Origin of the sequence: Dactylosporangium sp. CS-033363, assembly GCF_050942475.1 — a bacterium.
Lineage (GTDB): Bacteria > Actinomycetota > Actinomycetes > Mycobacteriales > Micromonosporaceae > Dactylosporangium.
In genome coordinates, this window is sequence record NZ_CP192032.1 from 9,134,573 (window position 1) to 9,156,800 (window position 22,228).

21 protein-coding genes are annotated in these 22,228 nt (G+C 72.8%); 6 read left to right on the forward strand and 15 right to left on the reverse strand.

Annotated features, from left to right (window positions below):
* The first annotated feature begins 174 nt into the window (after nucleotides 1-174).
* Both ACQPZ4_RS42120 and ACQPZ4_RS42125 read left to right on the forward strand, forming a co-directional pair.
* The gene (locus ACQPZ4_RS42120) at nucleotides 175-3,312 is read left to right on the forward strand and encodes a hypothetical protein (protein ID WP_433049323.1); all 3,138 of its coding nucleotides are present in this window, start codon (nucleotides 175-177) and stop codon (nucleotides 3,310-3,312) included.
* Between the two features lie 61 nt (nucleotides 3,313-3,373).
* Nucleotides 3,374-3,811, forward strand: a complete 438-nt coding sequence (locus ACQPZ4_RS42125; RefSeq protein WP_433049326.1) for a hypothetical protein — start codon at nucleotides 3,374-3,376, stop codon at nucleotides 3,809-3,811.
* Here the strand turns inward: ACQPZ4_RS42125 and ACQPZ4_RS42130 are convergent.
* From ACQPZ4_RS42130 to ACQPZ4_RS42150, 5 genes are all read right to left on the reverse strand, one after another.
* Nucleotides 3,808-4,398, reverse strand: a complete 591-nt coding sequence (locus ACQPZ4_RS42130) for a TetR family transcriptional regulator (protein WP_433049329.1) — start codon at nucleotides 4,396-4,398, stop codon at nucleotides 3,808-3,810. The two genes, ACQPZ4_RS42125 and ACQPZ4_RS42130, sit on opposite strands and share 4 nt — an antisense overlap.
* A 10-nt stretch (nucleotides 4,399-4,408) precedes the next feature.
* Complete coding sequence (locus tag ACQPZ4_RS42135) at nucleotides 4,409-5,146, reverse strand: ABC transporter permease (protein WP_433049332.1); 738 nt, start codon at nucleotides 5,144-5,146, stop codon at nucleotides 4,409-4,411.
* A gap of 3 nt (nucleotides 5,147-5,149) precedes the next feature.
* The gene (locus tag ACQPZ4_RS42140; protein ID WP_433049335.1) at nucleotides 5,150-5,890 is read right to left on the reverse strand and encodes an ABC transporter ATP-binding protein; all 741 of its coding nucleotides are present in this window, start codon (nucleotides 5,888-5,890) and stop codon (nucleotides 5,150-5,152) included.
* Nucleotides 5,891-6,087: 197 nt separating this feature from the next.
* The gene (locus tag ACQPZ4_RS42145; protein ID WP_433049338.1) at nucleotides 6,088-7,884 is read right to left on the reverse strand and encodes an ABC transporter ATP-binding protein; all 1,797 of its coding nucleotides are present in this window, start codon (nucleotides 7,882-7,884) and stop codon (nucleotides 6,088-6,090) included.
* A complete protein-coding gene (locus ACQPZ4_RS42150) occupies nucleotides 7,881-9,737 on the reverse strand; it encodes an ABC transporter ATP-binding protein (protein WP_433066912.1) in 1,857 nt (618 codons plus the stop codon). Before ACQPZ4_RS42150 ends, ACQPZ4_RS42145 begins: the two co-directional genes overlap by 4 nt.
* A 108-nt stretch (nucleotides 9,738-9,845) precedes the next feature.
* Between ACQPZ4_RS42150 and ACQPZ4_RS42155 the strand changes: the two genes are divergently transcribed.
* On the forward strand, nucleotides 9,846-10,466 hold the full coding sequence (locus ACQPZ4_RS42155) for a TIGR03085 family metal-binding protein (RefSeq protein ID WP_433049341.1): 621 nt from the start codon (nucleotides 9,846-9,848) through the stop codon (nucleotides 10,464-10,466).
* A gap of 199 nt (nucleotides 10,467-10,665) precedes the next feature.
* Entirely contained in the window at nucleotides 10,666-12,507 is a 1,842-nt protein-coding gene (locus tag ACQPZ4_RS42160) for an AMP-dependent synthetase/ligase (RefSeq protein WP_433049344.1), read from the forward strand.
* Nucleotides 12,508-12,591: 84 nt separating this feature from the next.
* Here the strand turns inward: ACQPZ4_RS42160 and ACQPZ4_RS42165 are convergent, their stop codons facing one another.
* A complete protein-coding gene (locus tag ACQPZ4_RS42165; RefSeq protein ID WP_433049346.1) occupies nucleotides 12,592-14,064 on the reverse strand; it encodes a PLP-dependent aminotransferase family protein in 1,473 nt (490 codons plus the stop codon).
* Between the two features lie 12 nt (nucleotides 14,065-14,076).
* Nucleotides 14,077-14,979, reverse strand: a complete 903-nt coding sequence (locus ACQPZ4_RS42170; RefSeq protein WP_433049349.1) for an EamA family transporter — start codon at nucleotides 14,977-14,979, stop codon at nucleotides 14,077-14,079.
* Nucleotides 14,980-15,051: 72 nt separating this feature from the next.
* Here ACQPZ4_RS42170 and ACQPZ4_RS42175 point away from each other — a divergent pair, with 72 nt between their 5' ends.
* Nucleotides 15,052-15,999 carry a LysR family transcriptional regulator gene (locus tag ACQPZ4_RS42175; RefSeq protein WP_433049352.1) on the forward strand — a complete coding sequence of 316 codons (948 nt, stop codon included), beginning with the start codon at nucleotides 15,052-15,054 and terminating at the stop codon, nucleotides 15,997-15,999.
* 67 nt (nucleotides 16,000-16,066) lie between these two features.
* On the forward strand, nucleotides 16,067-16,552 hold the full coding sequence (locus ACQPZ4_RS42180) for a hypothetical protein (RefSeq protein WP_433049355.1): 486 nt from the start codon (nucleotides 16,067-16,069) through the stop codon (nucleotides 16,550-16,552).
* On the opposite strand, the gene hisF is transcribed toward ACQPZ4_RS42180, so the two are convergent.
* From hisF to hisD, 8 genes are all read right to left on the reverse strand, one after another.
* Entirely contained in the window at nucleotides 16,549-17,310 is a 762-nt protein-coding gene (hisF, locus tag ACQPZ4_RS42185) for an imidazole glycerol phosphate synthase subunit HisF (RefSeq protein WP_433049358.1), read from the reverse strand. The two genes, ACQPZ4_RS42180 and hisF, sit on opposite strands and share 4 nt — an antisense overlap.
* The gene (gene priA / locus ACQPZ4_RS42190) at nucleotides 17,307-18,035 is read right to left on the reverse strand and encodes a bifunctional 1-(5-phosphoribosyl)-5-((5-phosphoribosylamino)methylideneamino)imidazole-4-carboxamide isomerase/phosphoribosylanthranilate isomerase PriA (RefSeq protein WP_433049361.1); all 729 of its coding nucleotides are present in this window, start codon (nucleotides 18,033-18,035) and stop codon (nucleotides 17,307-17,309) included. The genes hisF and priA overlap by 4 nt, the downstream gene beginning before the upstream one ends.
* 32 nt (nucleotides 18,036-18,067) lie before the next feature.
* Entirely contained in the window at nucleotides 18,068-18,382 is a 315-nt protein-coding gene (locus ACQPZ4_RS42195) for a hypothetical protein (protein ID WP_433049364.1), read from the reverse strand.
* Nucleotides 18,379-18,984 carry an imidazole glycerol phosphate synthase subunit HisH gene (gene hisH, locus ACQPZ4_RS42200; RefSeq protein WP_433049367.1) on the reverse strand — a complete coding sequence of 202 codons (606 nt, stop codon included), beginning with the start codon at nucleotides 18,982-18,984 and terminating at the stop codon, nucleotides 18,379-18,381. The genes ACQPZ4_RS42195 and hisH overlap by 4 nt, the downstream gene beginning before the upstream one ends.
* A gap of 10 nt (nucleotides 18,985-18,994) precedes the next feature.
* Nucleotides 18,995-19,141: a hypothetical protein gene (locus tag ACQPZ4_RS42205; protein ID WP_433049370.1), complete on the reverse strand. Its 147-nt coding sequence runs from the start codon at nucleotides 19,139-19,141 to the stop codon at nucleotides 18,995-18,997.
* Between the two features lie 82 nt (nucleotides 19,142-19,223).
* Entirely contained in the window at nucleotides 19,224-19,838 is a 615-nt protein-coding gene (gene hisB, locus ACQPZ4_RS42210; protein WP_433049373.1) for an imidazoleglycerol-phosphate dehydratase HisB, read from the reverse strand.
* Nucleotides 19,835-20,911 (reverse strand): histidinol-phosphate transaminase, encoded by a 1,077-nt coding sequence (locus tag ACQPZ4_RS42215; protein WP_433049376.1) that lies wholly within the window; start codon nucleotides 20,909-20,911, stop codon nucleotides 19,835-19,837. Before ACQPZ4_RS42215 ends, hisB begins: the two co-directional genes overlap by 4 nt.
* The gene (gene hisD / locus ACQPZ4_RS42220; protein ID WP_433049379.1) at nucleotides 20,908-22,209 is read right to left on the reverse strand and encodes a histidinol dehydrogenase; all 1,302 of its coding nucleotides are present in this window, start codon (nucleotides 22,207-22,209) and stop codon (nucleotides 20,908-20,910) included. Before hisD ends, ACQPZ4_RS42215 begins: the two co-directional genes overlap by 4 nt.
* Nucleotides 22,210-22,228 lie beyond the last annotated feature (19 nt).

Below are 22,228 nucleotides of genomic sequence, written 5' to 3' on the forward strand. Positions count from 1 at the left end.
CCTGCCGACGGCCACCCCCTACCCGTCTTCCAGGGGGCACCCCAGCCGTCCGGCCATGCGGTCGTCGGTCCCGGGCGCCGCACGGCCTCCCGGCGTCCGCGACCCCAGCGCTGAGCCAACCTGCAGTCCGACCGGGAGGCTGCCCCCGTTCGGACCGAGCCGGACGGAGGACCCATGCAACCAAACCTCACCCCGCCGAACGACCAACCACCCACGGACGGCCCCGCCGAGACGGCCGAGGCGGTCGTACCGTCGCCCCGCCAGCCCCTCGACGCCGAGACCGAAGCCACCACCGAAGCCGTCTCGACCGACGCCCCTGCGGCCGAGCCGGCTGACGCCTCCCCCGCCTCCTCGCCCGCCTCCTCGCCCGCCTCCTCGCCCGCCGAGGAGCCCCTCGCCGAAGGCGAACACCTGGCGGACGACCCGGCGATCTCGGTCGCCGTGCCGGACGACATCTCGGCCCTGGTCGGGCCGGCAACCGGGGTCGAGGACGCGGAGACCGTCGCGGAGGACGACACCCCGGCCGTCACCGACTCGGCCACCGCCACCACGGAGAGCGAGGCAACCGATGCCGACCCGCTCACGGACCTCGAAACGCCGCCGACCGACACCGCGCCTGCGGAGACGCCGGACGTCACGCTTGAGGACGACCAGGCGGCACTGACCGACTCGGCGGCTGTCGCCGAGGACGCGGTCGCCGAGGACATCGCAGCCGAGACCGCCGACGACGCCGAGGTTGCCGACGCCGTCGCGGAAGACGTCACGACCGAGACCGCGGACGCCGAGGGCGCGGACGCTGTCGCGGAAGAGGTCGCGACCGAGACCGCGGACGCCGAGGGCGCGGACGCTGTCGCGGAAGAGGTCGCGGCCGAGACCGACGAGACCGCGGACGCCGAGGGTGCGGACGCGGAAGCCGTCGCCGAGGACCTCACCGCCGAACCGACCGACGAAACCGCGGACGCCGACGGTGCGGACGCGGTCGCCGAGGACGTGACCACCGAGACCGCGGACGCCGAGGGCGCGGACGCTGTCGCGGAAGAGGTCGCGGCCGAGACCGACGAGACCGCGGACGCCGTCGCCGAGGACGTTGACGCCGAGACCACCGACGACGCCGAGGTTGCCGACGCCGTCGCGGAAGACGCCACCGCCGAGACCGACGAAGCCGCCGAGGACGAGACCGCGGACGAGCCGGCCGCCGAGGTGGCCGAGGACATCGACGCCGAGTCCGCGGAGGACGCCGAGGCCGAGGTTGCCGACGCCGTCGCCGTCGCCGAGGACGCCACCGCGGAGACCGACGAGGCCGCCGAGGACGAGACCGCAGAAGAGCCGGCCGCCGAGGTGGCCGAAGACGTCGACGCCGAGACCGCTGGGGAAGCCACGGACGCCGTCGCTGAGGACGTGGACGTCGAGACCGACGAGGCCGCGGAAGAGCCGGCCGCCGAGGTCGCCGAAGACGTCGACGCTGAGACCACCGAGGACGCCGCGGCCGAGGCCGACGACGCCGAGGTTGCCGACGCCGTCGCCGAGGACGCCACCGCCGAGACCGACGAGACCGCCGACGCTGAGGCCACGGACGAGCCGGCCGCCGAGGTGGCCGAGGACGTCGAGGCCGAGAGCACCGACGACGCCGGGGACGCGGAAGCCACCGAGGAGCCCGCCGCCGAGACCGACACCGAGTCGGACGAGGACACCGCGGAGGAGCCGGCCGCCGAGGTCGCCGAAGACGTCGACGCCGAGACCAGCGACGACGCCGAGGTTGCGGAGGAGCGGGCTGCCGAGGTCGCCGACGCCGAGACCACCGAGGACGCCGCAGCCGAGGCCGACGACGCCGAGGTTGCCGACGCTATCGCCGAGGACGCCACCGCCGAGACCGACGAAGCCGCCGACGCTGAGGCCGCGGACGAGCCGGCCGCCGAGGTTGCCGAGGACGTCGAGGCCGAGAGCACCGACGACGCCGGGGACGCCGAAGCCAGCGAGGAGCCCACCGCCGAGACCGGCAGCGACTCCGAGGACGAGGCGGCCGAAGAGCTGGCCGCCGAGGTCGCGGAGGCCGTTGACGCTGAGACCACCGAGGACGCCGCGGCCGAGGCCGACGACGCCGAGGTTGCCGAAGCCGTCGCCGAGGACGCCACCGCCGAGACCGACGACGCCGCCGAGGACGAGGCTGCCGAAGAGCCGGCCGCTGAGGTTGTCGAGGACGTCGAGGCTGAGAGCACCGACGAGGCCGGGGACGATCAGGCCGCCGAGGAGGCCGCCGCCGAGGCCGACACCGAGTCGGATGACGAGGCGGCCGAGGAGCCGGTTGCTGAGGTTGCCGACGACGAGGCGGCTGAGGACGTCGACGCCGAGGAGGCCGTTGCTGACGTCGCTGCCGAGGACGAGAGCGCCGTGGAAGACGACGCCGCCGAGGAGCCGGTTGCTGAGGAGGTGGCGGTGATCGAGGTCGTTGCGGACGAGGACGGCGAGAGCGCGGCCACGCCCGAGACGATCGCCATTGCCGAGGAGCAGACCAACGCCGAGCTTGCTCGGGAGGCGGCTCTGGAGGAGGCGGCCGAGGCTGTTGCGGCTGAGGACGTTGCCGAGGAGCTCGCGGCCGAGGCGGACGAGGTGGACGAAGAGGCGGGGGCCGAGGACGTGGTGCTCGTCGTCGTCGAAGCGGACGCTGACGAGGCCGTCGAAGAGGCCGTTGAAGAGGACGCCGCCGAGGAGCCCGCGGTCGAGGTCGAGGCCGTGGTGCTCGTGATCGAGGACGAAGCGGCCCAGGACGAAGCGGCCGAGGACGACGCGGCCGAGGACGACGACGAGGACGAGGACGAGGACGAGGACGGCGACATCGCGGCTGAGGCCGACGATGACGACGAGGACGAAGACGAGGACGTCGTGCTCGTGGTTGCCGATGTCGTCGATGAGGACGGGGTCGAGGAAGGCGTCCTGCTCGTCGTCGCCGAGGTGGACGAGGACGAGGAAGAAGAGGTCGACGAGGACGAGCTGGAGTACGCGGCCGTCGCGCCCGCGCCGTTGCGGCCCGGGGACATTGTCGAAGAGCGGATTGTGCTGTGGAAGCGCAAGCGGGCCGACAAGTTCCGGTCGCGGCTGGTGAAGGCCGAGTCGAAGTTCGTCGACGACCCGGTGAAGGCCGTTGCGCGGGCCAGTGCCGTGGTCAGTGACGCGATCGAGACGCTGGCCGAGAAGTTGCAGGAGCAGCAGCACGCGCTGAACCCGAGCAAGTCGTCGAAGCACCCCGACACCGAGGCGCTGCGGGTGGCGCTGCGGCAGTACAAGGACTTCCTGGAGCGGGTGCTGTCCCTGTAAGGACGCACGAGAAGGCGGGCCGGTTGGAGCCGGTCCGCCTTTTTGCGCATAGATTAAGGCCATGGCAGCCGGGGGGCGCCGATTCGTGCCGCTGCAGGTGCGCATCGCGGTGACGGGGTTCAACGCGGTGGGTGCCGTCATGCTCACGCTCGCGCTGACGGCGCTCGGCGTGCTGCTGTCGGGGATGCAGGTGGATCCGGTGGCTCAGGGCGGTACCGGATATCTGGATTTTGTCCTGTTCTTCAATGCCGCGCTGTTCCTGTCACCGCTGGCCGGGGTCCTGGTGTTCCTCGGCGTGCGGGTGCGCCGCGGCGAGCACTGGGCGTGGCTGTCGAGCCTGGTGTTCTGGGCCTTCGTCGGCACGATGATGCCGCTGCTGGCCTGGGTGCTCGAGGCGCCGCTCGGCCTGCGACTGCTCCCGGTCGTCGGCGCGGCCGCGATGATGGCGCTGCTGATGACGCCGCAGGCGCGGCTGCACTGCGCCGATCTCGAGGACTAGGGCAGCGGGTCGGCCAAATAGCGCTGGATCGTCGGGGCGAGGTTGCGCACGATGTCCTCGGGGGGCATCGAGGCGAGGGGTTCGAGCTTCAGGATGTACCGCAGCATCGCCATCCCGATCATCTGCGAGGCGACCAGGGAGGCCCGCGTCGGCGCCTCCGCCGGGTCGAGGTCCAGGGTCCGCGTGGCGCGTCGCAGGACCTGGCTCACCAGGAACTCGCGCAGCATGCGGGCCGACCAGTCGTGCTGCATGGCGCTGCGCACCAGGGCGACGACGGGCGTGCCGGCCGGGGAGTCCCAGACCGACAGGAACATGCGGACCAGGCGCTCGCCGACCCCGTCGAGGCCGGGTTCGAAGACCTGGGGCAGCAGCTCGCCGGGGTCGATGGGGGCGTTCATGGTGGCCAGGAACAGCTGGTCCTTGGCCCCGAAGTAGTGGTGCACCAGCGCGGGGTCGACCCCCGCGCTGGTCGCGATGTGCCGGATCGACGCCCCGTCGAAGCCGCGCTCGGCGAAGGCCTTGCGGGCCGCCTCCAGGATCGCCTCGCGGGTGTCCTGATTGCCGGGGCGCCGACCGGTACGAGCCATGTGGATCAGCCTATGCGGTACGCCGGCGCAGCGTCGCGGCGCCGAGCAGGAGGGCGACCACCACGCAGCCGACGACGATGCCGAGGTCGCGCCACATGATGCCGGTCGGGTCGGGGTGCGCGCCCAGTTCGGTGAGGGCCTGCACGGCGTACGACATGGGCAGCACGTCGCTGATCGCCTCCATCCAGCCGGGCATGCGGTCGCGGGGCTGGAGCAGGCCGCAGAGCAGGACCTGGGGCAGTACCACGGCGGGCATGAACTGCACGGCCTGGAACTCGCTGTCGGCGAACGCGCTGACCAGCAGGCCGAGGGCCATGCCGAGGACGGAGTTGCCGACGGCGATCACCCCGACCAGCCAGGCTGGGCCGAGGGTGTCCAGACCCAGCAGCCAGTACGCCAACGCCGACGCGATCGCCGCCTGCACCGCGGCCGCCACGGCGAAGGCGAGCCCGTAGCCGAGCAGGATGTCGACCTTGCCGATCGGGGTGGTGAGCAGCCGTTCGAGGGTGCCGCTGGTGCGCTCGCGGAGCATCGCCACGCTGGTGAGCAGGAACATGATCACGAGCGGGAAGACCCCGAGCATGATCAGGCCGACCCGGTCGAACAGGAACGGGTTGTCGTCGTAGAGGTACCGCAGCAGCGTCAGCAGCACCGTCGGCACCACGAGGATCAGCGCGATGGTCCGCCGGTCGTGGCGCAGCTGGCGCAGGATCCGCCCGGCGGTGCCGAAGGTCAGTCGCAGGGACATGGCTCAGCCCACCGTTTCCGTCTCGAGCGTCTGCGTCTCGTGGGCCTGGACGAGGCGCAGGAAGGCCTCGTCGAGGTCGTCGGTGCCGGCGGACTCGCGGACCGCGGCGGGGGTCTGATCGGCGATGAGGTACCCCTCGCGGATCAGCAGCAGGCGGTCGCAGCGGCCCGCCTCGTCCATCACGTGGCTGGACACGAGCAGGGTGGAGCCGGCCGCGGCCATGGCGTGGAAGCGCTGCCAGAGCTCGTTGCGCAGCACCGGGTCCTGCCCGACGGTGGGCTCGTCGAGCACCAGCAGCTGCGGCTTGCCGACGATCGCGCAGGCCAGCGAGGCGCGGGCCCGCTGCCCGCCGGAGAGGCGGCCGACCAGCTGGTCCTTGGCCTTGCTCAGGCCGACGTCGGAGATCGCCGCGTCGGCGTCCTTGGCGCCGAGGCCGTAGAGGGAGGCGAAGTACCGCGCGTTCTCCCGCACGGTGAGGTCGGCGTACACGCTGGGGGCCTGGGTGAGGTAGCCGACCTTGTCGCGCAGCGGCGCCGACCCGGCGGGGTGGCCGAGGACGGTGACGGTGCCGCCCGCGACCTTCTGGACGCCGACCACGGCGCGCATGAGGGTCGTCTTGCCGCTGCCGCTCGGGCCGAGCAGGCCGGTGACGCTGCCGTGCGGCACGGTGCAGGTGAAGTCGTGCAGCACCCGCCGTTTGCCGCGCACGACGACGAGGTGCTCGACCTCGATCGCGTTGCTCATCGGGGTGGTCCTTCCTGGCGGTGGAACCTGGATGGGGGTCGAACTCAACACCTGATGAACTCAACGGTAGATGAAATCCGCGGACATGAGCAAGCCCGCAAAGACGACAGTCGCGAGTTTCAGCGCGCCGCGCCCAGCCCGGCCGCGGCGTGCCGCCGCCAGACGCGGCAGGCCGCGCCGCGAGGGCGTTGGCCCTCCTAGCGGGTCTGCTCCAGCCAGGACGCGTACAAACGCGCGTAAATCGAGTCGGGATCGGTGAGCAGCGCCTGGTGCGCACCCCGCTGCACCACCCGCCCCTTGTCCACCACGATCACCTCGTCGGCGGACTGCGCGGTCGAGAGCCGGTGCGCGATCGCGATCGTGGTCCGCCCCCGGGTCACCGCGTCGAGCGTGCGCTGCAGCCGCACCTCGGTCGCCGGGTCGACGGCGCTCGTGGCCTCGTCGAGCACCAGCAGGTCGGGGTCGGCCACGTACGCCCGCGCGAGGGCCACCAGCTGCCGCTCCCCCACCGACAGCGACTCCCCGCGCTCCCCGACCGCCGTGTGCAGGCCCTCCGGCATCGAGTCGAGCCAGTCGATCAGCCCCAGCTCGGTGAACGCGGCGGTCAGCTCGGCGTCGGTCAGGGCCGGCCGGGCGAAGCGGACGTTGTCGGCGATCGTCGCGTCGAACAGGAACCCGTCCTGCGGCACCATCACGACCCGGCTGCGCAGCGAGTCGAACCGGATCGCGTCCAGCGGCACGCCGGAGAGCAGGACCCGCCCGGTGCTCGGGTCCATGAGCCGGGTCAGCAGCTTGGCGAACGTGGTCTTGCCGCTGCCCGTCTCGCCGACGACGGCCACGCGGGTGCGGGCGGCCACGGTCAGGTCGACGTCGCTGAGGACCTCCGGCCCGTCCGGGTACGCGAAGTGCACGTGATCGAACCGCACGTCGATCGGCCCGTCGGGCAGGGACCGGCCCGACTTGCCCGGATCGGCGACGTCGGGCTCGGTCTCGATGATGTCGAGCACCCGCCGCCAGCCGGCGATCGCGTTCTGCGCCTCGTTGAGCACCTCGGTCGCCACCTGCACCGGCTGGACGAACAGCGTGGCCAGGAACAGGAACGCGGTGAGCTGCCCGACCGTCAGGTGACCGCCCACGCCCAGCAGGGTGCCCACCACGATCACGCCGGCGAGCGCCAGCCCGGCCGCCAGCTCGCCGAAGCTCATGCTGATCACGTTGTTGGTCTGGGCCCGGAACAGGTTGCGGCGGGCCTTCTCGATCGAGCCGTCGAGCCGCTCGCCGGTGCGGCCCTGGATGCCGTAGGCGCGGACGACCGGGGCGCCGACCACGCTCTCCGCGATGACGCCCAGCATGTGCCCGACGCTCTCGCGGACCTCCAGGTAGAGCACGCTCAGCCGGCGCTGGAAGTGCCGCACCACGAAGATCAGCGGGGCGAAGGCGGCGAAGACGACCAGGGTGAGCTGCCAGGAGTACACGAGCATCACGATCGTGGTGACCGTGAGCTGGCCCAGGTTGATCACGAAGAGCAGGCCGCCGAACTGCAGGAACTGGCTGATCTGGTCGACGTCGCCGGTGACCCGGGAGACGAGCGCGCCGCGCCGCTCGGACTGCTGGTGCAGCATCGACAGGTCGTGGATGTGGCGGAAGGTGCGGGCCCGGATGCCGGCCAGCGCGGTCTCGCTGACCGTGAACAGGCGCACGTTCATGAGGTACGCGCTGATCATCGTGAGGAACAGGACGCCCGCCGTCACGGTCACGATCCGCGTGATGACGCCCAGGTCGGGGCCGCCCGGGGCCTGGATGCCGTGGTCGATGCCCTGCTGGATGGCGATCGGCACGGCGACCCGGCCGGCCGTGGCCACCAGGGCCAGGCCGAGCGTGCCGGCCAGGCCGGTGAACAGCTCCGGGGACAGGGCGAGGCCCCGGCGCAGGATCGAGGCCCGGGTGGAGGGGGCAGCCGGGGCGGCGGCGGTGGCGTTCTCGACGGTGGTCATGCGGGCAGGGTCTCCTCGTCGAGACGCGCGGCGGTCTCGCGGCCGTCGTCCAGGCGGTCGCCGTCGAAGGCGTGCTCGCGCTCCCGCTCCTCCTCGGCCTTCTCGTAGGCGGTGACCAGGTCGGCGTAGCCGGGCGCGGTCTCCAGCAGCTCGCCGTGGGTGCCGCGGGCCACGACCCGGCCCCGCTCGAGGTAGACCACCTCGTCGGCCAGGGCGATGGTGGCCCGGCGGTACGCGACGACCAGGATCGAGGCCGCCTGGGTGTCGCCGTCGTCGCGGCGCAGCGCGGCCAGGATTGCCGCCTCCACCCGCGGGTCGACGGCGCTGGTGGCGTCGTCGAGCACGAGCAGCCGCGGCGAGCCGGCCAGCGCGCGGGCGATCGTCAGCCGCTGGCGCTGCCCGCCGGACAGCGACGTGCCGCGCTCGCCGACGGTGGTGTCGAGCCCGTCGGACAGGTGCCCGACGAACCCGTCGGCCTGGGCCAGCCGCAGCGCCTTCCAGGCCTGCCCGTCGTCGACGCCGGGCCGGTCGAGCGTGATGTTGCCGCGGACGGTGTCGTCGAAGACGAACGGGACCTGGGCCACGAGCGCGGTCGCGCCGGTGAGGCTGTCCTGGCTGAGCTCGCGCAGGTCCACCCCGTCGAGGGTCACGGTGCCCACGGCCGGGTCGACCAGCCGGGCGGCGAGCGCGGCCACGGTCGACTTGCCGGAGCCGGTGGGGCCGACCAGCGCGACCGTCCGCCCGGCCGGCACCTCGAACGTCACCCCGTGCAGCACCGCCGGACCGGCCCCGTCCTCGTCGGTGTACGCGAAGTCCACGCCGTCGAAGCGCAGCGCCGCCGGGGCGGTGCCGGTCAGCTCGGCGGTGCCGTAGACGGTGTCGCCCTCGGCGTCGAGCACCCGGCGGATGCGCTCCCAGCCCACGACGCTGCGGGGCAGCTCGGCCAGCACCCAGCCGATCGCCCGGACCGGGAAGGCGAGCACCGTGAACAGGAACGCGACGCTGACCACCTCCTCCACGCCGACCGCGCCGGAGCGGAACCGGTAGCTGCCCACGACCAGCACCGCGAGGGTGCCGATGCTCGGCAGCGCGTCGAGGACCGGGTCGAACATGGCCCGGACCCGCCCGACGCGGATGGTGGCGTCGCGCAGCTCGACCGCCTTGGCGGCGAACCGCTCGGTCTCCGACGCCTCCCGCCCCATGGTCTTGACCACCAGGGCGCCGTCGAAGCTCTCGTGGGCGACCGCGCTGACGTCGGCCCGCAGCTGCTGGGCCCTCGCCACCCGGGGCGACATGCGGCGCGAATACGCCACGTTGACCAGCAGCAGCGCCGGGAAGATGGCCAGCCCGACCAGCGCCATCGCCCAGTCGGTGACGAACAGCGACACCACGGCGGCGGCGAGCATGACGACCGTGCCGACCGCGAACGGGAACGGCGCGATCGGGTACCAGGCCGACTCGACGTCCGCGTTGGCGTTGGACAGCAGCGTGCCGGTGGCGTGGCGCTGGTGCCACGCGAGCGGCAGGCGCAGGTAGCGGCGGGTCACCGCCCGGCGGTACTTCGCCTGCAGGTTGAACTGCATCGCGCCCGCGCCGAGCCGGCGGCCGAAGATCCCGACGATCTTGCCGAGGCTCACCGCGAGCACGGCCAGCCCGCCCAGCAGCAGGGTGCCGGTGGCCACGCTGCCCCGGCTGAAGGCCGGCACCACGATCTCGCCGACCACCCGCCCCGACACGAACGCGGTGGCGATGGTCAGGAGGCTGAACAGCACGCTGCCGAGCACCGACCAGACGAACATGTGAGGCTCGTCACGGACCGCGTGGCCGAGCACCCGGAAGCCCTTCGCGAGCACCTTGCCACTGGTCACAACACGCCCCCCTGGTTCCGCGGCCGTAAGTGTCCCGGTCGCGCAGTTACCTTACCGAGGGGGTACGACAATTCTGGGGCTAGCGTTATGCCCATGACTTCCTACGCCCGCGCCGAGCGGGCGGCGCTCGCCGACGTGCTGCTGGCCGCCGGCCCCGACGCGCCCACCCTCTGCGACGGCTGGGCCACCCGCGACCTGGCCGCCCACATCGTGCTGCGCGAGCGCCGGCCCGACGCCGCCGCGGGCATCATGTTCAAGGCCGCGGCCGGGCACACCCGGAAGGTCCAGGACAAACTGGCCGCGGGCGACTGGCCGGCCCTCGTCGAGCGCCTGCGCACCGGCCCGCTGCTGCTGCGCCCGCTGGACGAGGCGATGAACGCGGTCGAGTTCTTCGTCCACCACGAGGACGTGCGCCGCGCCGCGCCGGACTGGACGCCCCGGGAGATTCCGCCGGGGTACTCCCAGGCGCTCGCCGCCCGCGCGAAGTCCACCGCCCGCCTGTCGGCCCGCCGCTTCCCGGCCCGCCTCGAGGTCTCCGGCCCCGGCGTCGAGCCGTTCACCGTGAACCCGAAACAGGAACAGGCCGTCCAGGTGCAGGGCGCACCGGGCGAGCTGATCCTGTTCTTCACCGGCCGCCAGGCCCACGCCGACGTCGCGATCACCGGCCCCGAGCCCCTGACCTCAAGACTCCGCGGCGCCCGGCTCGGCATCTGAGCGCGCGCAGCGCGCCTGGGCGCTTCGCGAGGAGGCTGGCGTCGTCATCGAAATGTCACAACGGCACATGACGCCAACGTTTCGGTCACAGCACTAGCCCGTTGCGGGATCGACGGTTTACCGTCTGGTAACCGACGGACGTGACGCCAGTCACGGGCGGCGGCGTACTCTCCCGGACGCCCCGGAAGGCACCCCGACCATGACCCAGACCCAGCGGCTCGAACTGCCGTACCGCTCGATCCCGGACATGTTCCTCAACCGGGTGGCCTCCACCCCCGACGCCCGCGCCCTCGCCCGTCCCGCCCCCGACGACGCCGGGGACCCGATCTGGATGACCTGGCGCGAGGTCGACGCGCGCGCCCGGAACATCGCCGCCGGCCTGACCACGCTCGGCGTGCGGCCCGAGGACCGGGTCGGCGTGCTGTCCAGCACGCGGCTGGACTGGATCCTCGCCGACCTCGGCATCATGCTCGCCGGTGCGGCCACCACGACGGTGTACCCCACGACCGAGCCCGAGGAGGCCGTGTACATCGTCACGGACTCCGGCTCCAAGGTGCTCTTCGCCGAGAACCCGGAGCAGGCGGCCAAGCTCGACGGGGCCGATCTGCCGCACCTGACGCACATCGTGCTGATCGACGGTTCCCCCACCGGTACCGAGGTCAGGCCCACGATGAGCATCGCCGACCTCGAAGCCGCGGGGCAGGCCGCCAACGCCGCCGACCCGGGCCTGATCGACGGGATCGTGGCGGGCATCGCCGGCGACCAGCTCGCGACGCTGATCTACACGTCGGGCACGACCGGCCGCCCCAAGGGCGTCGAGCTGCTGCACGCCGGGTGGATCTGGCAGGGCAGGACGCAGCAGGACACGGGCGTGCTCAACAGCAGCGACCTGCAGTACCTCTGGCTGCCCCTGTCGCACTCGTTCGGCAAGACGCTGCTGTGCGGGATCATCTACGTCGGGCTGCCCACGTACGTCGACGGGCGGGTGGACAAGCTCATCGACAACCTCGGGAAGATCCAGCCGACGCTCATGTGCGCGGCGCCGCGGGTGTTCGAGAAGGTCTACAACCGGGTCGTGACCGGGGCCCAGGCCGACGGCGGGGCCAAGCTCAAGATCTTCAGCTGGGCGCTGGGCGTCGGGCGGCGGGTCGTGGCCGAGCGGCAGGCCGGGCGCGAGCCGGGCGGGGCGCTGAAGCTGCAGTACGGGATCGCCGACAAGCTCGTGTTCAGCAAGCTGCGCGCGCGGCTCGGCGGCCGGATGCGCGCGATGGTCTCGGGCTCCGCGCCGCTCGCGCCGGAGATCGCCCAGTTCTTCTTCGCCGCCGGGCTGCCGATCCTGGAGGGGTACGGCCTGACCGAGACCTCCGCCGGCTCGTTCGTCAACCGCGAGGGCAAGGCGAAGATCGGCACCGTCGGGCAGTCCCTGGGCGACCTGGAGTGCCGGCTCGACACCGACGGCGAGGTGCTGCTGCGCGGCACGCCGGTGATGCGGGGGTACCACAACCTGCCCGACGAGACCGCCGCCGCCTTCACCGAGGACGGCTGGTTCCGCACCGGCGACATCGGCGAGCTCGACGACAACGGGTACCTGCGGATCACCGACCGCAAGAAGGACCTCATCAAGACGTCCGGCGGCAAGTACGTGGCCCCGAGTCACATCGAGGGCCTGTTCAAGTCGGTCTGCCCGTACACCTCCCAGGCCATCGTCGTGGGCCAGGCCCGCAACTACGTGACGATGCTGGTGACCCTCGACCCGGACGCGATCAAGGGCTGGGCCGCGGGCACGCCGCTGGAGGGCAGGTCGTACGAGGAGATCGCGGGCTCGAACGAGGCGCAGGAACTCGTCGCCGGATACGTCCAGGAGCTCAACGCGAAGCTCAACCGCTGGGAGCAGATCAAGAAGTTCACGATCCTCGGCCGCGACCTGTCGATCGAGGACGGCGAGCTCACGCCGTCGCTGAAGGTCAAGCGGCGCGCGGTCGAGAAGTCCTTCGCGGCCGACATCGACGGCATGTACGCGGGCACGCTAGCGGAGATCTGACCACAGTCCTCTATTCACACCCCACAGTGTCGTGGCCCCCGGGAACCGCCATCCCCGGGGGCCACGACGCGTCTCACGCAGGTTCTAGGCCAGGACGGTCTGGGCCTGCCAGGTGTGCCGGCGCGGCCGGTCGAGATCCGTGCGGGCCTCCGCGAGCCGCCGCACCGCCTCGATCAGGTCGGCCTCCGGCAGCGTGAACGGCAGCCGCATGAAGCGCTCCATCGTCCCGTCGGCGCCGAAGCGGGGCCCCGGCGCCACCCGCACGCCCAGCTCCTCGGCCGAGCGGGCCAGGGCGCTGGACACCGGCGCGTCGAGCTCGGCCCAGATCACCATCCCGCCCCGCGGCAGGACGAAGCGCCACTCCGGCAGCTCGGCCCGCAGCGCCGCGGCCAGGGTGTCGCGCTGCACGAGCAGCTGCTTGCGGCGCGCGGCGACGATCGTCTCGCGGCGCTGCAGCAGCCGGGTGGCCACCAGCTGGTCGAGGACCGGGGAGGCCATGTCCACGCCGACGCGGGCGGCGGCCAGGCGGGCGATCAGCGAGGCCGGGCCGCGCACCCAGCCGATGCGCAGGCCGCCCCAGAAGGCCTTGCTCATCCCGCCGATCGTCAGCACCCGCGCGGTGCGGTCGAACGCGGCGACGGCGGGCGGCATCGAGCGGGCCAGCTCCGGCTCCAGGGCCAGGTCCACGAACGACTCGTCGATGACCAGGTCGGTGCCGGCGGCGTGGGCGGCCGCGGGCAGCTTCTCGCGCAGGGACACCGGCATCAGGTGGCCGGTCGGGTTGTGGAACTCCGGGATGAGGTACGCCACCCGCGCCTGCGCCGCCCGCACGGTCGACAGCAGCAGGTCGGGATCCCAGCCGTCCGGGCCGATCGCGTACGAGCTGATCCGCGCCCGCCCCGCCAGGAACGCGCTCAGGGCGTTCGGATAGGTCGGGGTCTCCACCAGGGCGCGCTGGCCCGGGGCGACCAGCAGGCGCAGCAGCAGGTCCAGGGCCTGCTGCACGCCGCCGGTGATCATCACCTGGTCGGGGTCGGTGGGCAGGCCGCGCTCGGTGTAGTGGCAGGCGATCGCCTCGCGCAGGGTCAGCAGGCCCATCGGCTGGTAGCCCGGGCCGCACAGGTACGGCTCCAGGTCCGTCACCGCCTCCGCCGCCGCGACCGACAGCTCCGGCGGGGCCGGCATCGCCGCGCAGCCCAGGTCGATCAGGCCGGCGTCGTCGCTGGGCGTCCACAGCCCGGAGGTGCCGACCCGGTGCCCAGCCGGCAGCTCGGTCCAGCTGCCCGCGCCCCGGCGGCTCGACAGGTGCCCGCTCTCGCGCAGTTCCCGATAGGCGGCCGTCACCGTTGTACGCGAAATGCCCAGCGCCGCCGCCAGCTCCCGTTCCGCGGGCAGCCGCACCCCGAGCGCCAGCCGCCCGTCGATGAGCAGGCCGCGCACGGCGTTGGCGAGCACCACGTACTCGGGCCGCTTCCCCGCCGGGCCGCGGACCCCGACGGCGACCTGCCAGGCGTTGAGCATGCGGGCCAGTTGCGCGCCCCGGACGATCGCAGACACCGATTGGCCTCCTTACACCCGCTCCATTGGCCTTACCCTGGCACCTGTGGCCTGCCTGGGCAAGTCCAATTTCAGCGCCGACAGCAGGACCCCACCGAGGATCAATGCCCCGCCCGCGAGGTCGTACCAGTGGATCGCCTCGTGCAGGAACAGCGCCGAGGACAGGATCGCGAAGACCGGCGCGAGGGCCGCGAACGGCGCCACCGTCCCGGCCCCGTAGCGGCCGATCAGCCGGCCCCAGATCCCGAAGCCGAGCAGCGTGCTGAGGTAGGCGATGTAGCCGATCGCCCCGATGGCGACCAGGTCGAGGCCCTGCAGGGCGCCCCAGACGTACCGCGGGCCGTCGACGGTCAGGGTCAGCAGGATCAGCGGCGGGGTCGCGACGGCACTGACCCACACCATGAAGTTGAGCATGTTCTCGGCCGACGCCTTGCGCATCGCGATGTTGGCCAGGCCCCAGGCCGCGCCGGCCGCCACGACCAGCAGGAACGCGCCGAGCGGGCGGTCCAGGCCGAGCTGGGTGGCGATGAGCGCGATGCCGGCGCCGGCCAGGACCACGCCGCCGATGCGCCGGGGGCCGGGGCGGTCGCGCAGCAGTACCGTGGCGAACACCAGCGTGAAGATCACCTGGCTCTGCAGGACCAGGGCCGACAGCCCCGACGGCAGCCCGGCCGCCATCCCGGCGAAGAGCAGCGAGAACTTGACCACGCCGAGCGCGATGCCGGTCGCGATCACCCAGCGCCACGGCGCCTGCGGCCGGCCGACCAGGAACACGGCGGGCAGCGCGGCGACCCCGAAGCGCAGGGCGCAGAACAGCAGCGGGGACATGCTGTCGAGCCCGACGTGGATGACTACGAAGTTGACGCCCCAGATGACGCTGACCACGGTCGCCAGGGCGAGGTCGCGAGGTTTCATGCCCCGATGATTGGCCCGGCGGACCGTGAAGCACCATCGAAAAGTACTGCATGATGGTTTTAGTATTGCTTCATGCTTGACCTCGCGCGCCTCCAGGCGCTCCGCGCGGTGCAGACGTTCGGCACGGTCACGGCCGCCGCCGGGGCGCTGCACATCACCCCGTCGGCCGTGTCGCAGCACCTCGCCAAGCTGGAGCGGGAGACGCGGGCAACACTCGTGGAGAAGGACGGCCGGCGGCTGCGGCTGACCGAGGCCGGGCGGGTCCTGGCCGAGCACGCGGCCCGGGTCCTCGCGGCGGTCGAGGAGGCCGAGGCGGCCCTCGCCGCGCACCAGGAGACGGTGTCGGGCCGGCTGAGCATCGCGTCGTTCCCGACGGCGTGCCGGGGCCTGCTCCCGCACGCGCTGCGCCGGCTCGCGGCCGACCATCCGGCGCTGGAGCCGGCCCTGCTGGAGTCGGACCGGGAGTCGAGCTTCGCCGGCATCCTGCGCGGCACCGTCGACGTCGCCCTGATCGACGAGTGGCTGGAGATCCCGGTGACGTACCCGGCGGGCGTGGCCAGCGTCGAGCTCGGCCTGGACGTCGGGGACCTGATCGTGCCGGCCGGGCACCGCCTCGCCCGCGGGCCGGGCCCGGTCACCCTCGACGAGGTGCGCGAGGAGCGCTGGATCGCCTCGACGCCGAACACCGTCTGCCACGAGTGGCTGCTGCGGATGCTGCCCGGGCTGGAGCCGGCGATCCTGGTCAACGAGTTCGAGACGCAGCTGACGTTCGTGGCCGAGGGGCTGGGCGTGGCATTCATCCCGCGGCTGGCCCGCACCGCCCTGCCGGCCGGGGTGGTCGCGCGCCCGGTCGCCCCGGAGGCGGCCCGGCGGGTCAGCGTCGCGTGGCGGGCGGCGGCCGCGGTCCGGCCCGCCATCGGGGCCACGGTTTCCGCCCTCCGGGAGGCCTGGGCCATGCGTCCGGCGCCGGGCGAAATGCCCGAATGGGCGAATCATCAGGCCGTTGTGCAGGTGGTCTGAACCCCCGGGGGTTTCATTCACACTATTCATTTCAGCGGGGATCCGGAGCGCCCCTTACATTCAGGGCATGGCCCTCTTCCGTTCCCGGACCGCGACCGGCGCAGGCATCCTGGCGACGGTCCTTCTGGTGCTGATCTTCGGCAACCAGATCTTCACTGAGTGGGTCGACCGGCACAGCGACGGGTCGACCGTGTGGGGCTTCTTCCTGCGCAAGCTGGCCTGGCCGCGCTGGTGGATCAGCCCGCGGGACGGTTCGGGCGACGCCGCCCGGGACCTGCTCGCCAACGACCTGCGGGCGCTGCTGACCATCCTCTTCGTCGCGCTGGTGCTGGCCGTCTCGGCCCGCACGGTGGCCGGCGGCGGAGGTGCCTTCGTGGTCGGCTGGGCGGCGCTGATCTTCGGCGCCGCGCTCTCCGCGTTCGCGACCGCCTTCATCGTCTCCAACCCGTCCATGCTCAACGCCTTCCAGGCGGCCGTCGAGGCGTCGGGCTACGGCCTGTTCGTCGGCTGGATCGTCGGCATCGCGGTAACCGCCGGCAAGAAGGCCGACTAGCGGATCGGGTGCCCGGCGACCCGCAGGGCATCCTTCACGTCGCCGATGCTGAGCTCGCCGAAGTGGAACACGCTCGCGGCGAGCACGGCATCGGCGCCCGAATCCACGGCCGGCGCGAAATCCGACACCTTGCCGGCCCCGCCGCTCGCGATCACCGGAATGTCGACCACCGCACGGACGGCCCGGATCAGCTCCAGGTCGAAGCCGTCCTTGGTCCCGTCGGCGTCCATCGAGTTCAGCAGGATCTCCCCCGCCCCGAGCTCGGCCACCTGCGCCGCCCACGCGACCGCGTCCAGCCCCGCCCCGCGGCGCCCGCCGTGCGTGGTCACCTCGAAGCCGCTGGGCTGCCCCTCGCCCCGCCGCACGTCCAGCGACAGCGTCAGCACCTGGTTGCCGAAGCGCTGCGCGATCTCGGCGATGAGCTCCGGGCGCGCGATCGCGGCCGTGTTCACCCCGACCTTGTCCGCGCCCGCGCGCAGCAGCGTGTCGACGTCCCCGACGCTGCGCACGCCGCCGCCGACGGTGAGCGGGATGAAGACCGTTTCCGCGGTACGCCGGACAACTTCGAGCATCGTCGCCCGGCCCTGCGACGACGCGGTCACGTCGAGGAACACGAGCTCGTCCGCGCCGGCGGCGTCATAGGCGGCCCCGAGCTCCACGGGATCGCCGGCGTCGCGCAGATTGAGGAAGTTGACGCCCTTCACCACCCGCCCGGCGTCGACGTCCAGGCACGGGATGACCCGGACGGCGACGCTCACGGCGCCACCCGCAGCGCCTCGAGGGCCTCGGTGACGGTGAACGCGCCCGCGTAGAGCGCCTTGCCCACGATCACGCCCTCGACCCCGGCCGGCTCCAGCGCGGCCAGCTGGCGCAGGTCATCGAGCTTGGACACGCCGCCCGAGGCGATCACGGGCTTCTTGGTCCGGCCGGTGACCTCCAGCAGCAGGGTCAGGTTCGGGCCGGTCAGCGTGCCGTCGCGCATCACGTCGGTGACCACGTACCGCGCGCAGCCCGCCTTCTCCAGCCGGTCGAGCACCTCGAACAGGTCCCCGCCCTCCTTGGTCCAGCCGCGGGCCGCGAGCTGGTGGCCGCGCACGTCGAGGCCGACCGCGACCTGGTCGCCGTAGGTGGCGCAGACGTGGTCGCACCAGTCGGGGTTCTCCAGCGCCGCGGTGCCGAGGTTGACCCGGGTCGCGCCGGTGGACAGGGCCGCCTTCAGCGAGGCCTCGTCGCGGATCCCGCCGGACAGCTCCACCTGCACGTCGAGGCGGCGCACCACGTCGGCGAGCAGCTCGGCGTTGGAGCCGCGGCCGAAGGCGGCGTCGAGGTCGACGAGGTGGATCCACTCCGCGCCCTGCCGCTGCCAGGCGAGGGCGGCCTCGAGCGGGTCGCCGTACGTGGTTTCGCTGCCGGCGGCGCCCTGGACGAGACGGACCGCCTGGCCGTCGGCGACGTCGACGGCGGGCAGGAGCTGCAGGGCCATGGTTTGCGATCCTTCTTGAGAGACGGCGGTTTTCAGATGCGACGGTCGAGGACGAGCACGGTGAGCGCCGGAGTGGCGACGATGACGATCGCGCTGATGCCGATCCGGGCCGGCCAGGAGTCGAAGGACACCCAGACCAGCACCAGGACCGCCAGCACGAGGATGGCGATGATCGCCTTCTGCTTGCGGGAGCGGCGAGCGAAAATCTTACCGGTACGCCCGACCCGGACCTTGGGCACCAGCCGGCGCACGGCGGCCCGCCGGGCCCGCTTGCGCTCGTGGCGCCGCATGCGTTCGGCGCGCTCGGCCTCCAGCAGAGCGCGCCGTTTCGCCCGTTCCTTGCTCAAAGGGTCCGGAGCCAGTTGGCCAGCAGGGTGGCACCCGCGTCGCCGGACTTCTCGGGGTGGAACTGGGTCGCCCGCAGCACGCCGGTCTCGAACGCGGCCACGAACGGCTCGCCGTGCACCGTGATCGCGGTGCCGGCGCCGGCCGAGGTCGCCGCGTAGGAGTGCACGAAGTAGAAGCGGGTGTCGGCGGGGAGGCCGGCGCCGAGCACCGAGTCCTCGGGCCAGGCGACGGTGTTCCAGCCCATGTGCGGTACGACGGGAGCCTGAAGGCGCGTCACCGAACCCGGCGCGAGACCGAGGCCCTTGGTCACCACCCCGTGCTCCGCGCCCTCGTCGAACAGGATCTGCATGCCGACGCAGATGCCGAGCACCGGCGCGCCGGCGCGGACCCGCTCGGCGATCGTCGGACCGGCCCCGAGCGCCTCGATGCCGGCCATGCACGCCGCGTAGGCCCCGACGCCCGGCACGACCAGGCCGTCCGCGCGGGCCGCCCGGTCCAGGTCCGCGGTCACCTCGACGTCGGCGCCGACCCGGGCCACGGCCCGCTCGGCCGAGCGGAGGTTGCCGGAGCCGTAGTCGAGGATCACCACTCGCTTCGCCACGAGACGCCTCCTAGTTGAAGGACCACAGCAGGCCGCCGACCGCCGCGAGGGCGGCCAGGGCGAACGTGATGATCGACGGTACCTTCGACGTGTTCTGCCGCAGCGTGAGCGCCCCGCCGAGCAGCAGCCCGGCCAAGCCGAACAGCAAAATACTCACGCCGTCACCTCCGCAGGCTCCGGCGCCGGCGCGGTCAAACTGTGCCCCCGGTGAGCGGCTCCTCCGCTTCGCTCCAGACCGCTCACAGTGCACCCTTGGTACTGGGCACGACCCCGGCATTGCGCGGGTCGAGCGCGCACGCCTGGCGCAGCGCCCGGGCCACCGCCTTGAACTGGGCCTCGACGATGTGGTGGGCGTCGGGCTGGGCCCCGTGCCGACCGGCCCGCAGGATGCTCACGTGCAGCGTCACCTTGGCCGAGTGCCCGAAGGACTCCCAGATGTGCCGGGTCAGGCTCGTCGGGTAGTTGCCGCCGATGTGCGGGGCGATGTTCGCCGGCTCGTCGTGCACCACGTACGGGCGGCCGGACAGGTCGACGACCGCCGAGGCGAGCACCTCGTCCAGCGGCACCTGCGCGTGGCCGTAGCGGGTCACGCCCGCCTTGTCCCCCAGCGCCTCGGCGAACGCGGCCCCGAGGGCGAGCGCGGTGTCCTCGACGGTGTGGTGCGCGTCGATCTCCAGGTCGCCCACGGTCTGCACGCGCAGGTCGAAGCCGCCGTGCTTGGCGATCTGGTTGAGCATGTGGTCGTAGAAGCCGACCCCGGTCGCGATCTCGCCCACGCCGGTGCCGTCGAGGTCGAGCTCGACCAGGACCTTGGTCTCCTTGGTCACGCGCTCGATCCGGGCGGTACGACTCACAGCAGTTCCTCCAGGGCAGTCAGGAAGGCCCCGGTCTCCTCCGGGGTGCCGGCGGTGACGCGCAGCCAGCCGGGCAGGCCGACGTCGCGGATGAGCACGCCCCGGTCGAGCAGGGCCTGCCACGTCCCCTTGCTGTCCCCGCGCGGGGCGCCGAACAGCACGAAGTTGGCGTCGCTGTCGGCGACCGGCAGCTGCCAGCCGCGCAGCGTGGTGACGATCCGGTCGCGCTGCTCCTTGATCGCGTCCACGGTCGACAGCAGGGCGTCGGTGTGCGCGAGCGCGGCCCGGGCCACGGCCTGGGTCATGGCGCTCAGGTGGTACGGCAGCCGCACCAGCTGCACCGCGTCCACCACGGCGGCGTCGGCGGCCAGATAGCCGACCCGGCCCCCGGCCAGCGCGAACGCCTTGCTCATGGTGCGGGTCACGACCAGCCGCGGGGAGCGCTCGACGAGGCTCAGCGCGAAGACGGTGCCGGGGCGCGCGAACTCCGCGTAGGCCTCGTCGACGATCACCATGCCCCGGGCCGCCCCGACCGCCGCCTCGACGACCTCCAGGGGCAGCGCGGTGCCGGTCGGGTTGTTCGGCGAGCACAGGAACACCAGGTCGGGATCGTGCTCGGCGATCTTCGCGACCACGTGCTCGGCGCTCAGCGTGTAGTCCTCGGCGCGCCGCCCGTCGATCCACGCCGTGCCGGTGCCGGCGGCGAGGAGGGGGTGCATGGAGTACGACGGCGTGAACCCGAGCGCGGTGCGCCCCGGCCCGGCGAAGACCTGCAGCAGCTGCTGCTGGATCTCGTTGGAGCCGTTGGCCGCCCAGACGTTCGCGGCGGTGAGGCCGTGGCCGAGGTACGCCGCGAGGTCCGTCCGCAGCGCCATCGCGTCGCGGTCCGGGTAGCGGTTGAGGTCCCGCAGCACCGTCCCGAGCGCCTTCTCCATCTCGGCGACGGCGGGCTCGGGCACCGGGTACGAGTTCTCGTTGGTGTTGAGCCGCACGGCCACGTCGAGCTGGGGCGCGCCGTACGGGGTCATCCCCCGCAGCTCGTCGCGCAGCGGCAGGTCGTCCAGCGCGGTCATGCCTGGAACCTCACGGTCACCGCGGCCCCGTGCGCGGGCAGATCCTCGGCCGCCGACAGCGCCACGACGTGCCCGGCAACCTCCTGAAGGGCATCGCGGCTGTACTCGATGAGCTGCACGCCCCGCAGGAAGGTCTGGGTCGACAGGCCGGACTGGTGCCGCGCGCAGCCACCGGTCGGGAGCACGTGGTTGGAGCCGGCGCAGTAGTCGCCGAGGGAGACCGGCGACCAGGCCCCGACGAAGACGGCCCCGGCGTTGCGGACCCGCTCGGCCACGGTGCGCGGGTCGCGGGTCTGGATCTCCAGGTGCTCGGCCGCGTACGCGTCGACGACCCGCAGCCCCTGCGCGAGATCGTCGACGAGGACGATCGCCGACTGCGGCCCGGACAGCGCCTCGCGGACGCGCTCGAGGTGCTTGGTCGCGGCCACCTGCCGCTCGACCTCGGCCTCGGTCGCCTCGGCCAGCTCGGCCGACGTGGTGACGAGCACGCTCGCCGCGAGCGGGTCGTGCTCGGCCTGGCTGATCAGGTCGGCGGCCACGTGGCGCGGATCGGCGCTGTCGTCGGCCAGGATCGCGATCTCGGTCGGCCCGGCCTCGGCGTCGATGCCCACCGTCCCGCGCAGCATCCGCTTGGCCGCGGTCACCCAGATGTTGCCCGGCCCGGTGATCATGTCGACCGGCTCGCAGCCGGGCTGCTCGTCGGTGAACCCGTACCCGAGCATGGCGATCGCCTGCGCCCCGCCGACCGCGTAGACCTCGTCCACCCCGAGCAGCGCGCACGCGGCCAGGATGTTGGCGTTGGGCAGGCCGGTGTCCTTCTGCGGCGGGCTGCTCACCGCGATCGACTCGACCCCGGCGGCCTGGGCCGGGACGACGTTCATGACCACGCTGGACGGGTACACGGCCAGCCCGCCCGGCACGTAGAGCCCGACCCGGCCGACCGGCAGCCAGCGCTGGGTGACGGTGCCGCCCTCGGCCAGCACGGTCGTGGTCTCGGTCCGGCGCTGGTCGCCGTGCACCTTGCGGGCCCGCGCGATCGACTCCAGCAGCGCCGCGCGCACGTCGGGGTCGAGCCCGGCCTCGGCCCGCTCGATCTCCTCCCGCGGCACCCGCAGCTGCTTGACGTCGACCCGGTCGAAGCGCAGCGCGGCCTCGCGGATCGCCGCCGCCCCATGCTCCCGGACCCCCTCCACGGTCGAGCGCACCTGCTCGGCGGCGACGGATACGTCGATGGCGGCTCGGGGCAGCAGACGGCGCGGGTCCTCGGCGGAGCCGCGCAGGTCGATCCGGTTCAACACCCTTGCGAGTCTATTCGGC

Coding starts and splice junctions, on each gene's coding strand:
- ACQPZ4_RS42120 (WP_433049323.1), top strand. CDS start 175: ATGCAACCAAACCTCACCCCGCCGAACGACCAACCACCCACGGACGGC.
- ACQPZ4_RS42125 (WP_433049326.1), top strand. CDS start 3,374: ATGGCAGCCGGGGGGCGCCGATTCGTGCCGCTGCAGGTGCGCATCGCG.
- ACQPZ4_RS42130 (WP_433049329.1), bottom strand. CDS start 4,398: ATGGCTCGTACCGGTCGGCGCCCCGGCAATCAGGACACCCGCGAGGCG.
- ACQPZ4_RS42135 (WP_433049332.1), bottom strand. CDS start 5,146: ATGTCCCTGCGACTGACCTTCGGCACCGCCGGGCGGATCCTGCGCCAG.
- ACQPZ4_RS42140 (WP_433049335.1), bottom strand. CDS start 5,890: ATGAGCAACGCGATCGAGGTCGAGCACCTCGTCGTCGTGCGCGGCAAA.
- ACQPZ4_RS42145 (WP_433049338.1), bottom strand. CDS start 7,884: ATGACCACCGTCGAGAACGCCACCGCCGCCGCCCCGGCTGCCCCCTCC.
- ACQPZ4_RS42155 (WP_433049341.1), top strand. CDS start 9,846: ATGACTTCCTACGCCCGCGCCGAGCGGGCGGCGCTCGCCGACGTGCTG.
- ACQPZ4_RS42160 (WP_433049344.1), top strand. CDS start 10,666: ATGACCCAGACCCAGCGGCTCGAACTGCCGTACCGCTCGATCCCGGAC.
- ACQPZ4_RS42170 (WP_433049349.1), bottom strand. CDS start 14,979: ATGAAACCTCGCGACCTCGCCCTGGCGACCGTGGTCAGCGTCATCTGG.
- ACQPZ4_RS42175 (WP_433049352.1), top strand. CDS start 15,052: ATGCTTGACCTCGCGCGCCTCCAGGCGCTCCGCGCGGTGCAGACGTTC.
- ACQPZ4_RS42180 (WP_433049355.1), top strand. CDS start 16,067: ATGGCCCTCTTCCGTTCCCGGACCGCGACCGGCGCAGGCATCCTGGCG.
- priA (WP_433049361.1), bottom strand. CDS start 18,035: ATGGCCCTGCAGCTCCTGCCCGCCGTCGACGTCGCCGACGGCCAGGCG.
- ACQPZ4_RS42215 (WP_433049376.1), bottom strand. CDS start 20,911: ATGACCGCGCTGGACGACCTGCCGCTGCGCGACGAGCTGCGGGGGATG.